Here is a 13,140-nt window from a genome sequence, read left to right as displayed (position 1 = left end):
TGTCGGGCGCCGTCACCGTAGCAAAGGTAAGGCTTACCTCACCAGGACGTGACCCGTCGGGGCCGGTTCCGTCCCGGTCGCCGTCGCGCGTTCGGATCCGCCGACCCACACGCGGTCCGGGTGCCACGAGGAGTCCCACCAGACGAGGTCGGCGAGCGCGCCGGCTCGCAGGTGCCCGACGTCGTCGCGCCCGATCGAGCGCGCCGCCACCTCGGTGCAGGAGGCGAGCACGACGGCGGGGTCGAGGCCCGCCGCGATCATCCGCCGCACGCCCTCGTCGAGCACGATCCCGGCCCCGGCGATGGTGCCGTCGCGGCGGCGCCCCACCCCGTGCTCGTCGCCCGCGACCTCCGCGCCGCCGAAGGTGAGCCAGGTGCCCGGCGGCAGCCCCGCCGTCGCGATCGCGTCGGTCACACCCACCACCCGGCCGCGCGCCGCGGCCAGGACGATGCCGACGACGCTCGCCGCGACGTGCCGCCCGTCGAGGATCGTGCCGAGGAAGAGCCGCTCGTCCGCGAGCGCGGCCCCGACGACGCCGGGTTCGCGGTGCCCGAGGGGTCGCTGCGCGTTGAACAGGTGGGTGACCATCGTGGCGCCCGCGTCGGCGGCCGCGTGCACCTGGGCCGCGAGGGCGTCGGTGTGGCCGAGCGAGACGATGCGGCCGTCGCCGACGAGACGCTGGATCGCCTCGGTGGCCCCCGGTAGCTCGGGGGCGAGCGTGACCGTGAGGAGGGTCTCGCGGACGGCGTCGTGGCCCAGGAGCGCCTCGAGGTGCTCCCGGGTGGGCGGCACCATCCAGGCCGGACGGTGCGTGCCGCAGCGGTCGGGCGAGATGAACGGGCCCTCGAGGTGGGCGCCCAGGATGCGTGCGACGGCGTGCCGCGGCGTGACCGCGTTGTCCTCGACCGCGCGGCGCAGCCGCTCGAAGGCCGAACGCAGGTCGGGCAGGGGGCGGTGATGATCGTCGGTTCGACGCTGGTGACGCCGCGAGCGGCGAGCCCGTCCAGCGCCGTCGCCCACCCCTGCGGGTCGGCGTCGGCGAAGTCGGCGCCGAAGGATCCGTTGACCTGGAGGTCGAGGAGCCCCGGGGTGAGGACGCCGTCGGTGAGGTCGACGTCGATCGACCGCGGGTCGAGCGCCGCGACGGCGCGCGGATCCGTCTCGATCGCCGTGATCCGCCCGCCGCCCAGCGTGAGCGCGACCGGGCCGGTGAGCGCGCCACCGACCAGCGCCCGCCCGGCCCGCAGCCGGGTCACAGACCCTGCCACGCGGGCTTCCCCTCGCGCACGGCGCGGTAGTACTCCGTGAACGCCAGCTGGTCCGCGGCCTCGGCGTCGACGATCACCGTGGCGTGCGGGTGCATCTGCAGGACCGAGGCGGGCCAGTGCGAGGAGACCGGCCCCTCGACGCACTCGCGCACCGCCTGCGCCTTGCCTCGGCCGAAGCCCAGCATGACGGCGTGCCGACTCTCGGCGATCGTCCCGAGGCCCTGCGTGAGGCAGTGCGTCGGGACGCGGTCGACGTTGCCGTCGAAGAACCGGGCGTTGTCCTGGCGGGTGCGCGGGGTGAGCGTCTTGAGGCGGGTCCGGCTCGTGAGGCTGGACATCGGCATGTTGAAGGCCAGGTGGCCGTCGGTCCCGATCCCGAGGATCTGGAGGTCGACGCCGCCGGCGTCGCGGATCGCGGCGTCGTAGGCCGGTCCGGCGGCGGCCAGGTCGGCCGCGAGGCCGTCCGGACCGACGACGGCCGCCGGGTCGAGGTCCACCCGCCCGGTGAAGTCGCGCTCGATGACCGCCCGGTAGCGCTCGGGGTGGTCGGCCGGCAGCCCGACGTACTCGTCCAGGAGGAAGGCCCGCGCCCGCGCGAACGACAGGCCCTCCTCCCGGTGGCGCCGGACGAGCTCGTCGTAGACCGGCAGCGGCGTCGAACCGGTGGCCAGGCCGAGGACGGCGTCCGGTCGCTGCGCGAGCAGCGCCGCGACGGCGTCGGCGACGATCGCCCCCGCGTCGCGCGGGTGGTCGACGATGATGACTTCCACGGGTCTCCTTCTTCGGGGCGGCCGATGCGCGTGCGCCGGCCGCCGGTCGTCCTACAGGCTGTCGTTGATGAGCGTCTTCAGCGCTTCTGCCTGGACGCCGAACACCGCCTGCACGTTGTTCCCGACCTCCAGCACTCCGGCGGCGCCGAGCTGGCGCAGGCGGGCCTTGTCCACGAGGTCCTTGTCGACGACCTCCATGCGCAGCCGCGTGATGCACGCGTCCACGTTCACCAGGTTCTGCCGGCCGCCGAACGCCGCGATGAGCTGCTCGGCGCGGTCGTCGGAGGTGGCGGGCGCGGAGGGTGCGGTCGCCGTCGCGGTGCCGGTGGCCGGCGCCGCGGCGGCCGGGTCGACCAGCTGGTCCACCCGCCCGACGTCGGGCGTGGTCGACGTCGCGCCCGGTGCGCCCTCGCTGCTGACGGCCGCGGCCTCGGCGGCCGCGACGTCGTCGTCCTCGCGCCCCGGCGTGCGCAGGTTCCAGCGCGTGATGACCACGCGGAACAGGACGTAGTAGACGACGGCGTAGGCCAGTCCCATGATCACCAGCAGCGGGATGTTGCTCGCGGCCGGTGCCGTCCCGTAGAGGAGCAGGTCGATGAGTCCGGCGGAGAACGAGAAGCCGAGGTGGATGTCGAGCAGGTAGGCGATCGCCAGCGAGAGGCCGGTCAGGATCGCGTGGACGACGTAGAGCGGGAACGCCAGGAACATGAAGGCGAACTCGAGCGGCTCGGTGATGCCGGTGACCAGCGCCGTGATGGCGGCGGCGCCGAGGATGCCGATCGCGGCCTTCTTCTGGCGCGGGCGCGCCACGTGGATCATCGCGAGCGCCGCGGCCGGGAGGCCGAACATCAGGACGGGGTAGAAGCCGGCCGTCAGGGCGCCGCCGGTGGGGTCGCCCGCCGCGAAGCGCGTCAGCTCGCCGGTGACGACGCCGTTCGGGCCGGTGTAGGAGCCCTGGAGGAACCACACGTAGGAGTTCAGGATGTGGTGCAGGCCGAGCGGGATGAGCATGCGGTTGGCGAAGCCGTACAGGAACGCGCCGACGGCGCCGGTGCCGCCGATGAAGGCGCCCAGACCGTTGAGCCCGGCGCTGAAGAGCGGGTACAGGTAGCTCATAGCGAACGCGATCAGGAGCGCGGTGAGCGAGACGATGATCGGCACGAACCGTCGGCCGCCGAAGAAGCCCAGGTAGGTCGGCAGCGCGATCGTGTGGAAGCGGTCGAACAGGACCGCGGTGACCAGGCCGATGATGATGCCGCCGAAGACGCTGTAGTTGATCATCAGCGGATCGCCCGCCGCGTCGGTCTGCCCCGCGAGCACCACGGGGGACATCGCCTCGAAGACCTTCCCCATCACGAGGTACCCGACGACCGCCGCCAGCGCCGTCGACCCGTCCGCCTTCTTGGCGAACCCGATCGCGACGCCGACGGCGAACAGCAGCGCGAGGTTCGCGAACAGCGCGTCGCCGGCGGCGCTCATCGCGTCGAAGAACGGTCCGATCACGGGCGTCTCGATGCTGCCGAGCAGGTCGTCCTGCCCCAGGCGCAGCAGGATGCCTGCCGCCGGGAGCACGGCGATCGGCAGCATGAGGCTCTTGCCCAGGCGTTGCAGCTGGGCGAAACCGGGGATTCTGAGGCCCGAGCGGCCCGAGCGGGCACCGGACTGTGCGGCGGTGGCGGTCATGGAGCGCTTCCTTCGTCGTGGTGGGGTCAGGTGGCCGTGCGGAGGTGGTGCGCTCAGGGGGCGTCTGAGGTGGTGCGACGGGGTGCGGTCAGGCGGTGCGGTCAGGCGGTGAGGGTGAGGAACGGGCTGCCGGGGGTGACGTCGTCGCCCGGGCTCAACCCCTCGGCGAGCGCGACGGCACCGGTGTGCTCGAGCGGCACCACGGGGACGACGGTGGCGACGCCGGCGGCGCGGACGGCGGGGACGTCGTAGGTCACGACCGGCGCGCCCGCCTCGATCTCGTCGCCCTGGGTGACGTGGACGGTGAAGCCCGCGCCCTCGAGGCGGACCGTGTCGATCCCGAGGTGGACGAGCACGCCCCACCCGGCGGGGGTGAGGATGACGAACGCGTGCGGCAGAACCTTCAGGAGGGTCCCCGAGACGGGGGCGACGACGTCGATGACGGCGTCGGGCGGCTCGATCGCCGCGCCCTCGCCCATGATCCCCTCGGCGAAGACGGGGTCGGGCACGTCGGCCAGGGCGCTCACGCGCCCGGCGAGGGGTGCGTGGATCGGGGTGGCGGCGGGGGTGGTCATCTGGCGAACCTCGTGTCGTCGGCGTCCGATGGGTGGTCCGGACTGGTTGGTCACTGGTCCGAACCAGTAGGATCATGGGGCCGGGGGAGCAATCGTGTCAACGGGTGGGGACGAAGGTGAACGGTTCGGGCGAGGAGCTCACCAAGCACGCGCGGCTGCGCGCGGTGCTCCTGGCGCGCGTCGGGTCCGACTGGCGCCCCCACGACGCGATCCCCTCCGAGCGCGACCTCATGGCCGAGCACGGCGTCAGCCGCGCCACCGTGCGCGAGGCGATCGGCCGGCTCGTGGAGGAGCGCGTGCTGTACCGGGTGCACGGCAAGGGGACGTTCGTCGTCGGCCCGCGCGTGCAGTCCACGCTGCACCTGGCCTCGTTCACCGACGACGTGCGACGGCGGGGCCTCGTCCCGTCCACGCTCGTGCGTGAGGTGGCGTTCGCCGTCGCCCCGGTCGAGGCGCGGGCGGCGCTGCGACTGCCCGACGGTGCGCGCGCCTGGCGCATCGAGCGCCTGCGGCTCGCGGGCGGGGAGCCCATGGCGCTCGAGACGGGCTGGTACTCGCCCGAGGTGGCGCCCGAGCTCGGCGAGCACGACCTCACCGGATCCCTGTACGCGCTGCTGGCGAGCGAGTACGGCGTCGGGATCGACCACGCGGAGCAGACGGCGTGGGCCGAGGTGGCCGACGGCGATCTCGCCGCCGCGCTCGACGTCGAGGCGGGGGCGCCCGTGATGGTCTTCCTGCGCACCTCGAGCGCCGGTGGTCGCGCCGTCGAGCACGTGACGTCCTGGTACCGCGGCGACCGCTACCAGGTGCACATGTCGCTCAGCGGCCGCTGACGTCGCCGACGCTCGGCGCGCTCGGCCCCCGGGTCGGGACGTCCGGCGGTGCGGCGGCGCGGGACCGGTCCGGACCGGTGGCGCCGCGCGGGGTTACGGTCGTGAGGACCGGTGCCGTCGGGCGCCGGTGAGATCGACGGACGGAGACGGTGTGAGCCACGAGGACCAGCGGACGGACGACGGGGCGGGCACCCGGGTCGCCGTCGTCACCGGTGCGGGATCCGGGATCGGGCGCGCCGCGGCGCTGCGGCTGGCGGCGGACGGTCTGCGCGTCGTCGTCGTGGGCCACTCGCTCTCGACGGCGGAGAGCACCGCGGAGGAGGTGCGCGCGGCCGGCGGGTGGGCGCTGCCGCTCGCGGTCGAGGTCGAGGACGCCGACTCCGTGCGGGTCGCCTTCGAGCGCGTGGCCGACGAGCTGGGGCGGATCGACGTCGTCGTCGCCTCGGCCGGGGTGAACGGGGTGTGGGCCTCGCTCGAGGACCTGACGCCGCAGGAGTGGTCGGACACGATCGCGACCAACCTCACGGGCACGTTCCACACGGTGAAGTACGCGGTGCCGCTGCTGAAGGTGCGGGGCGGCGCCGTCGTGATCGTCTCCTCGATCAACGGCACGCGCACGTTCAGCAACACGGGCGCCTCGGCGTACTCCTCGAGCAAGGCGGGCCAGGTGGCGTTCGCGAAGATGATCGCGGTCGAGCTCGCGTCGGCGAAGGTGCGCGTCAACGTGATCTGCCCCGGTGCGATCGACACCGAGATCGGCGACAACACCGAGCACCGCGGCGTGGGTGATCTCGGGGTGCGCGCGTCGTTCCCCGACGGCGAGATCCCGCTCACCGGTGACGAGGCCGGCTCGGCTGCCCAGGTGGGTGACCTGGTCTCGTTCCTGACCTCGGACGCCTCGAGCCACATCACGGGGTCGGAGATGTGGATCGACGGCGGGCAGTCGCTGATCATCTGAGGCGCGCCGCGCGCCGCGCGCCCGTGCTGCGCAGCCCCGCCGCGCGCGTCCCGTGGGGAAGTTCCGGACGCCCCGCACGTCCGGAACTTCCCCGCGAGCGGCTCGCTCGTCCCCGGCGCCGGGTCGACGGCGTGGCGGCCGCCTCAGTTGCGGACGTCGCCCGGGCGGAACGCCGAGCCGGTGCAGCCCTCGGCGACGGGCAGCCGGCCCGCGCGCACCGCCGCCACGAGCGTGGCGTGGTCGGCCTCGGTCTGGTCGGCGTAGCCGCGCGCGAACGCGGCGAACGCCTGCGCCGCGGCCTCGGCCCCCGCGCCCGCCGCGTCGTCGCCATCGGCGTCCGCCCCGCCGTCGTCCCCCAGGTACGCGGCGATCATCGACGCGCCGGACGTGCGCGCGTGCCCCTTCGCCAGCAGCGTGCCGACGATGGCCGAGTAGTCGGCGAGCGCGGCGGCGTCGAGGCCGTCGAGCGGCACCGTGCCCTTCATGTTGCGGAAGGTGCGCACGTAGTACTGGTCGCCGCCGAACGACGTCCACCCCAGCAGCGGGTCCGACACGGTCTGCAGCGCCTGCTGGCTCTCGACCACGCGCTGGCCCTGGTGGTCGTGCCAGGCGTGCTCGCCGTGCACGTACCGCGCCAGCACGGAGCGCCGCGCCTGCTTGAGCTGCAGGAACAGCACGTCGTCGGGCGAGGTCCCCTCCAGCAGCGCGACGTAGGCGCGCAGCCCGACGCTCCCCACCCCCACGACCTTGTGCGCGACGTCGGCCAGCTGGTACCAGGCGAGCACGCGGCGCCACTGCGCGGGCAGGCTGACGAGGTAGTCGTCGAGGCCGCGGGCCACGGCCTCCGCGGCGGCGTCGTCCAGGCGCTCCACGAGCGGCGGGTCGGGGACGATCTCGCGCTCGCCCCGCGCGTTCTGGGCGGTCAGCTTCGGCAGCACGCGGTCGCTCGTGCGCTTGCGGGCCGATTTCGCGGCGCGGCGGATCTTCTCGCGCAGGCCGGGGTCGGTGGCCGCGTCGTCGAGGTGCGTGACGTCCATCCGCTCGAATGAGCGCGTGATCAGGGGGATGCGCGCGAGCCGCACGACCTCGCCCGCGTAGGAGCGGACGCACGCCTCGACGCTGGTGCGGCAGTTCTCCTCGGTCAGCCCGTTCTCGCGTCCGGCGACCCAGATGGACGCCGTCAGGCGCGCGAGGTCCCACTCCCACGCGCCGGTGTGCGCCTCGTCGAAGTCGTTGATGTCCATCACGAGCTCGCCCTCGGGGGAGCGGTAGAAGCCGAAGTTGCCCAGGTGCGCGTCGCCACCGATGACCGGGGTGATGCCGGAGACGGGCAGGCGCGCGACGTCGTCGGCCATCACCACCGCGCTCCCGCGCAGGAATCCGTACGGCGAGCCGACCATGCGCGCGACGCGCACGGGGACGAGGTGCTCGAGCCTGCCCGCGTGCGAGGCCTCGATGAGGTCGACGGCGAGCGGGCGGTCCGCGACGACGTCCCACCCGCCCAGCGCGCTCACCGGACGGGAGTCGCGCATCGCGCGACCGATCGCCTCGCGCTCGGTGCGGCTGACCAGCCGCGTGCGCAGCGACGTGGCGCCGTGGACGGGGTCGCTGCCGGTGAAGGGGCGCAGGAGCGGGGTGAACTGGGGCACGCGTGCTCGCCTTCTGGGGTGCTGGCCGGTCGACGGAGACGGGGCTCGAGTCTAGAGGGGTCGTGCGCGGGGGCCGGGGGCTCGTCCGGCATCGAGGCGTGGGGGAGAATCGACGTCCGTCCGTCACGACAGATCGATCCGACGAAGGAGTGCACAGTGCCGCAGGGAGTCGTCCGCTGGTTCGACACCGACCGGGGTTTCGGTTTCATCGACCTCGGTGGGGGTGCCGAGGACCTGTTCATCCACGCGTCGGAGATCGTCGGGGCCGACGCCGACCGCGGGCTCCGCGAGGGTCAGCAGGTCGAGTTCGAGGTCGGTGAGTCCGACCGGGGCCCCCAGGCCAGGCGCGTGCGGGTCACCGGTGATCTTCCGGCCGACTCCGCGCTCGGGGTGCTCGGCACGGTGACCTGGTACGAGTCGACCAAGGGGTACGGCTTCCTCGCGCAGGACGACGGCACCGAGGTCTTCGTGCACAGCTCCGCCATCGTGGGTGGGGGCGTGGTCCGCGAGGGGCAGCGGGTCGCGTTCCTCGTGGTCGACGGCGAGAAGGGGCCGCAGGCGGACCACGTGCTGCCGCTCGCGGAGCGTGCCGGGGGTGCCTCCGGCGCGGCGCGCTCGGCCGGGTCGGCCGGCTCGGACGGCGCCGACGGCAGCGTGACCTTCTTCGACGCCGTCAAGGGCTTCGGCTTCATCGAGCCCGACGCCGGGGGCGACAGCGTGTTCGTGCACGCGAAGGCCCTGCGCTCGGGAGTGCGAGACCTCCTCGAGGGGGATCGTGTGACCTTCGCCGTGGTGGACGGCGACCGCGGCCCGCTGGCCCGCGACGTCGACATCGTGGGTGGCGGCTCACGCCGTCCGTCCGCGGGAGCCGGGCGTGGCGCTCCGGCGGGGCACCGGCAGCGCCCGGACCGGCAGCGCCCGGACCGATCCGCCCCCGTGCGCGGCGGGTCGGGTGTCGTGGCGCGGTTCGACGTCGACCGGGGATTCGGGTTCATCGTCCCCGACGCGGGTGGGGACGACCTCTTCGTCCACATCTCCGGGGTGCGCGGCGTGGACGGGCTGCAGGAGGGCGACCGCGTCCGGTACCAGGTCCGTCAGAGCGACCGCGGCCCCCAGGCGGACCGGGTCGAGCTCGACTGAACGCGTGGCGGGGGTCCGGTCGCCCGCCGAGCTGACGGAATAGCTCGTACGCCATCGAGGTTGAGTCAGGCAGGCTCAAGTTCACTTGACGGCTCCGACCCGGGGGCGCAGACTTGAGCACGGCAGACTCAAGGTGGACGCCCGCGGGATCCGTGGCGGCGTCCGGAAGGAGCAGTACAGACATGGCACGAGCAGTCGGCATCGACCTCGGAACCACCAACTCCGTCGTCTCGGTCCTCGAGGGCGGCGAGCCCACCGTCATCGCGAACGCCGAGGGCGCGCGCACCACGCCGTCCGTCGTCGCGTTCTCCAAGTCCGGCGAGGTCCTCGTCGGCGAGGTCGCCAAGCGTCAGGCCGTCACGAACGTCGACCGCACGATCTCCTCCGTCAAGCGCCACATGGGCACCGACTGGACCCAGGCGATCGACGACAAGTCCTACAGCGCGCAGGAGATCTCCGCGCGCATCCTCGGCAAGCTGAAGAAGGACGCCGAGTCCTACCTGGGCGAGCCCGTCACCGACGCGGTCATCACCGTCCCGGCCTACTTCAACGACGCCGAGCGCCAGGCGACGAAGGACGCCGGTCAGGTCGCCGGCCTCAACGTGCTGCGCATCGTCAATGAGCCGACCGCGGCCGCGCTGGCCTACGGCCTCGAGCGCGGCAAGGAGGACGAGCTCATCCTGGTCTTCGACCTGGGCGGCGGCACGTTCGACGTCTCGCTCCTCGAGGTCGGCAAGGACGAGGACGACTTCTCCACCATCCAGGTGCGCGCCACCAGCGGTGACAACCGCCTCGGTGGTGACGACTGGGACGCCGCCATCGTCGCGTGGCTCGTCAGCCAGGTGAAGAACGCCTACGGCGTCGACCTGTCCAAGGACAAGATCGCCCTGCAGCGCCTGCGCGAGGCCGCCGAGACCGCCAAGAAGGAGCTGTCCTCGGCGACGTCGACCACGATCTCGCTGCAGTACCTCTCCATGACGGAGAACGGCCCGATCCACCTCGAGGAGAAGCTCTCCCGCGCCCAGTTCGAGCAGATGACCTCCGACCTGCTCGAGCGCACCAAGGCACCGTTCCGCAAGGTTATCGAGGACGCCGGCATCAAGGTCGACGACATCGACCACGTCGTGCTCGTCGGTGGCTCCACCCGCATGCCCGCCGTCACCGAGGTCGTCAAGGGCCTCACCGGCGGCCGCGAGCCCAACAAGGGCGTGAACCCGGACGAGGTCGTCGCCGTCGGCGCCGCGCTCCAGGCCGGCGTCATCAAGGGTGACCGCAAGGACGTCCTGCTGATCGACGTCACGCCGCTCTCGCTCGGCATCGAGACCCGCGGCGGCGTGATGACGAAGCTCATCGAGCGCAACACGGCGATCCCGACCAAGCGCAGCGAGGTCTTCTCCACGGCCGAGGACAACCAGCCCTCCGTGCTGATCCAGGTCTACCAGGGTGAGCGCGACTTCGCCGCGGACAACAAGGCGCTCGGCACGTTCGAGCTGACCGGCATCGCGCCGGCGCCGCGCGGTCTGCCGCAGATCGAGGTGACCTTCGACATCGACGCGAACGGCATCGTGCACGTGTCCGCCAAGGACCGTGGCACGGGCAAGGAGCAGTCGATGACGATCACCGGTGGCTCGGCCCTCCCGAAGGAGGAGATCGACCGCATGATCAAGGAGGCCGAGGCGCACGCCGCCGAGGACGCCGCGCGCCGCGAGGAGGCCGAGGTCCGCAACACCGCGGAGAACCTCGCCTACTCCACCGAGAAGCTGCTCACCGAGAACGCCGAGAAGCTGCCCGAGGACGTCGCCTCCGAGGTCCGCGAGGCCGTCGCCGGGGTGCGCACCGCGCTCGAGGGCACCGACGTCGAGGCCGTGAAGTCCGCGACCGCGACGCTGTCCGAGGTCAGCCAGAAGATCGGCCAGGCGCTCTACGCCCAGGCCGACGCCGACGGCGCCCCCGCGGGTGCCGACGGTGCCGCTGGGGCCCAGCCGCAGGACGCCCCGGCGGACGAGGACGTCGTGGACGCCGAGGTCGTCGAGGACGAGGACGACAAGAAGTGAGCGGCGCCTCGTACGAGGAGCAGCCGGAGCCCGTGATCCGCGACAAGCGGCGCATGGATCCGGAGACGTACGAGCGCCGTGACGCGGCCGACGGCGGGGCGGACCAGAGCACCGCCCCGCCGTCGGGTGCCGCGGGTGAGGGCGACGCCGAGGGCGCGGCCGCTCCCGCGGAGGACGCCCGGGCCGCCGAGGTGCTGGACCTGCAGGACCAGCTCGCCCGCGCCAAGGCCGACGCCTACAACGCCGAGCAGCGCCACAACGCGTTCGTGAAGCGGTCGCGCGAGCAGGAGGCGGCGGCGCGCGAGCGCGGGGCGGCCGACGTCGTCGAGGCGGTCGTGCCGGTGCTCGACGACATCGCGCTGGCCCGCCAGCACGGTGACCTCACGGGACCGTTCCTCGCGGTGGCCGAGAAGCTCGAGCAGGTGCTGAGCTCGCGGTTCGGCGTCGAGCGGTTCGGCGAGGTGGGCGACGAGTTCGACCCCGCCCACCACGAGGCGCTCATGCACGCCACGTCGGCCGAGGCCACGGCGACCACGATCACGATGGTGGCCCAGCCCGGCTACCGTCGCGGCACGGCCGTGATCCGCCCGGCGCGCGTGGGCGTCACCGGCCCCGAGTGACCCACCATGATCCGCGAGAGGTTTGCTGACTCTCGCCGAGAGGTTTCCCGACACCCGATGGATGACGTGAGGAGGCGCCCGTGAGCGGCCAGGACTGGTTGGAGAAGGACTTCTACGCCATGCTCGGCGTGCCCAAGGACGCCGACGACGCCGCTGTCAAGAAGGCCTACCGCAAGCTGGCCCGGACCCACCACCCGGACCAGAACCCCGGCGACGCGAAGGCGGAGGCGCGGTTCAAGGAGATCGGCGAGGCGTACGCCGTCCTGTCGGACCCCGAGCAGCGCAAGCAGTACGACGGCCTGCGCGCCATGGCCGGCGGCGGTCCCCGCTTCACCGCGGGGGCCGGCGGCGCCGGGGGCGGTGCGAGCTTCGAGGACCTGTTCGGCGGGGTGTTCGGCGGCGGCCAGGGGGCGCCGGGCGGTGCGCCCGGCGGCGGCCGCTTCGGCGGCGCCGGTGCCGGCAGCTTCGAGGACATCCTCTCGGGGATGTTCGGCGGGGGTGCGCCCGGGGCCGGCGGCCCCGGCGGCCGGCGTCGCGCCGGTTTCGGCGGACCGGAGCAGGGCGCCGACCTGAACGCCACGCTCACGCTGCCGTTCCGGCTCGCGGTCGAGGGCGGCGAGATGCCGGTCTCGGTCGAGGGCAGGTCGACGACGGTCCGCATCCCCGCCGGGGTGCGTGACGGTCAGAAGATCCGCCTGCGCGGCAAGGGCCGCCCGGGTCAGCACGGCGGCGCGCCGGGCGACCTCATGGTCGCCGTGACCGTCTCGCCCCACCCGGTCTTCTCGATCGACGGCGCGAACCTCGCCCTGACCGTGCCCGTCACCTTCGCGGAGGCGGCGCTCGGTGCGACCATCACGGTGCCGACGTTCGACGGCGGATCGGTGCGCGTGCGAGTGCCGGAGGGCTCGCCGTCGGGCAAGCGCCTGCGGGTGCGCGGCAAGGGCGTCCGCAGCAGCAAGGGCGACGGCGACCTCATCGTCACCATCCAGGTCGCCGTCCCCGAGCGGCTCAGCGACGCGGCGCGCGCCGCCGTCGAGGCGTTCGCCGAGGCGACGGCGGACGCCGACCCGCGCTCGGGACTGGCCGGCTCGGCCGCGCACTAGGAAGCCCGCCGCTCGAGCGACGGACACGGGAAGGGAGGAGCAGCGATGGCCGACAGGTCCTACGACGCCCCGGTCCTCACCGTGTCCGCCGCGGCCGAGCTCGCCGGGATGCACGCGCAGACGCTGCGCCAGTACGACCGCCTCGGCCTCGTGGTACCGCACCGCACCGCGGGGCGCGGCCGTCGTTATTCGCTGCGCGACGTCGCAGCGCTGCGCGAGGTCCAGCGGCTCTCACTCGAGGGGGTCAACCTCGAGGGCATCAGCCGCATCCTGGCGCTGCAGCGCGAGAACGCGGCGCTGCTCGCGGCGCTCGAGGGCCTCCGGTCGGTCATCGACCCCGGCTCGCGCGTCTTCGCCGCGAGCACCACGGGCGACGTCGAGTCCGTCCCCCGCGGTCGCCGCGCCCGCACGCGCCCGACGGCGGAGGCCGGCTCCGGCGTCGTGCGCACCTCGGGCGCGCTCGTGCTCTGGCGGCCCGGGCGCTGAG

At 73.5% G+C, this 13,140-nt stretch carries 12 protein-coding genes; 7 read left to right on the top strand and 5 right to left on the bottom strand.

What is annotated here, in order from left to right; genetic code table 11:
• Positions 1 to 33 precede the first annotated feature (33 nt).
• From QQK22_RS12855 to QQK22_RS12840, 4 genes are all read right to left on the bottom strand, one after another.
• Positions 34 to 1,020, bottom strand: coding sequence for an N-acetylglucosamine-6-phosphate deacetylase (locus QQK22_RS12855; RefSeq protein WP_284251322.1), 987 nt, complete (start codon positions 1,018 to 1,020; stop codon positions 34 to 36).
• A 232-nt stretch (positions 1,021 to 1,252) separates the two neighbouring features.
• Positions 1,253 to 2,038, bottom strand: a complete 786-nt coding sequence (nagB, locus tag QQK22_RS12850) for a glucosamine-6-phosphate deaminase (protein ID WP_284251321.1) — start codon at positions 2,036 to 2,038, stop codon at positions 1,253 to 1,255.
• Between the two features lie 51 nt (positions 2,039 to 2,089).
• Positions 2,090 to 3,721: a PTS transporter subunit EIIC gene (locus QQK22_RS12845; protein ID WP_284251320.1), complete on the bottom strand. Its 1,632-nt coding sequence runs from the start codon at positions 3,719 to 3,721 to the stop codon at positions 2,090 to 2,092.
• A 101-nt stretch (positions 3,722 to 3,822) separates the two neighbouring features.
• Positions 3,823 to 4,296, bottom strand: a complete 474-nt coding sequence (locus QQK22_RS12840) for a PTS sugar transporter subunit IIA (RefSeq protein WP_284251318.1) — start codon at positions 4,294 to 4,296, stop codon at positions 3,823 to 3,825.
• Between the two features lie 104 nt (positions 4,297 to 4,400).
• Between QQK22_RS12840 and QQK22_RS12835 the strand changes: the two genes are divergently transcribed.
• Both QQK22_RS12835 and QQK22_RS12830 read left to right on the top strand, forming a co-directional pair.
• The gene (locus QQK22_RS12835; RefSeq protein ID WP_284251317.1) at positions 4,401 to 5,129 is read left to right on the top strand and encodes a GntR family transcriptional regulator; all 729 of its coding nucleotides are present in this window, start codon (positions 4,401 to 4,403) and stop codon (positions 5,127 to 5,129) included.
• A gap of 151 nt (positions 5,130 to 5,280) precedes the next feature.
• On the top strand, positions 5,281 to 6,087 hold the full coding sequence (locus QQK22_RS12830; protein WP_284251316.1) for an SDR family oxidoreductase: 807 nt from the start codon (positions 5,281 to 5,283) through the stop codon (positions 6,085 to 6,087).
• A 143-nt stretch (positions 6,088 to 6,230) separates the two neighbouring features.
• On the opposite strand, the gene QQK22_RS12825 is transcribed toward QQK22_RS12830, so the two are convergent.
• Positions 6,231 to 7,736, bottom strand: a complete 1,506-nt coding sequence (locus QQK22_RS12825; protein ID WP_284251315.1) for a DUF2252 domain-containing protein — start codon at positions 7,734 to 7,736, stop codon at positions 6,231 to 6,233.
• Between the two features lie 156 nt (positions 7,737 to 7,892).
• Between QQK22_RS12825 and QQK22_RS12820 the strand changes: the two genes are divergently transcribed.
• The 5 genes from QQK22_RS12820 (at position 7,893) to QQK22_RS12800 (ending at position 13,139) form a co-directional block, all read left to right on the top strand.
• Positions 7,893 to 8,876 carry a cold-shock protein gene (locus QQK22_RS12820; RefSeq protein ID WP_284251314.1) on the top strand — a complete coding sequence of 328 codons (984 nt, stop codon included), beginning with the start codon at positions 7,893 to 7,895 and terminating at the stop codon, positions 8,874 to 8,876.
• 182 nt (positions 8,877 to 9,058) lie between these two features.
• Positions 9,059 to 10,930: a molecular chaperone DnaK gene (gene dnaK / locus QQK22_RS12815; protein ID WP_284251313.1), complete on the top strand. Its 1,872-nt coding sequence runs from the start codon at positions 9,059 to 9,061 to the stop codon at positions 10,928 to 10,930.
• A complete protein-coding gene (locus QQK22_RS12810; protein ID WP_284251311.1) occupies positions 10,927 to 11,550 on the top strand; it encodes a nucleotide exchange factor GrpE in 624 nt (207 codons plus the stop codon). The genes dnaK and QQK22_RS12810 overlap by 4 nt, the downstream gene beginning before the upstream one ends.
• Positions 11,551 to 11,630: 80 nt before the next feature.
• On the top strand, positions 11,631 to 12,653 hold the full coding sequence (locus QQK22_RS12805; RefSeq protein ID WP_284251310.1) for a DnaJ C-terminal domain-containing protein: 1,023 nt from the start codon (positions 11,631 to 11,633) through the stop codon (positions 12,651 to 12,653).
• Between the two features lie 45 nt (positions 12,654 to 12,698).
• Positions 12,699 to 13,139 carry a heat shock protein transcriptional repressor HspR gene (locus QQK22_RS12800; RefSeq protein ID WP_284251309.1) on the top strand — a complete coding sequence of 147 codons (441 nt, stop codon included), beginning with the start codon at positions 12,699 to 12,701 and terminating at the stop codon, positions 13,137 to 13,139.
• Position 13,140: the final 1 nt, after the last annotated feature.

Source organism: Litorihabitans aurantiacus, assembly GCF_030161595.1.
In the GTDB taxonomy this organism is placed as follows: domain Bacteria; phylum Actinomycetota; class Actinomycetes; order Actinomycetales; family Beutenbergiaceae; genus Litorihabitans; species Litorihabitans aurantiacus.
This window is presented reverse-complemented; position numbering and strand designations above follow the sequence as displayed.

Bases quoted from the DNA above. Each gene is read 5' to 3' on its own strand.
- dnaK (WP_284251313.1), top strand. From the start codon at position 9,059: ATGGCACGAGCAGTCGGCATCGACCTCGGAACCACCAACTCCGTCGTC.
- QQK22_RS12840 (WP_284251318.1), bottom strand. From the start codon at position 4,296: ATGACCACCCCCGCCGCCACCCCGATCCACGCACCCCTCGCCGGGCGC.
- QQK22_RS12845 (WP_284251320.1), bottom strand. From the start codon at position 3,721: ATGACCGCCACCGCCGCACAGTCCGGTGCCCGCTCGGGCCGCTCGGGC.
- QQK22_RS12800 (WP_284251309.1), top strand. From the start codon at position 12,699: ATGGCCGACAGGTCCTACGACGCCCCGGTCCTCACCGTGTCCGCCGCG.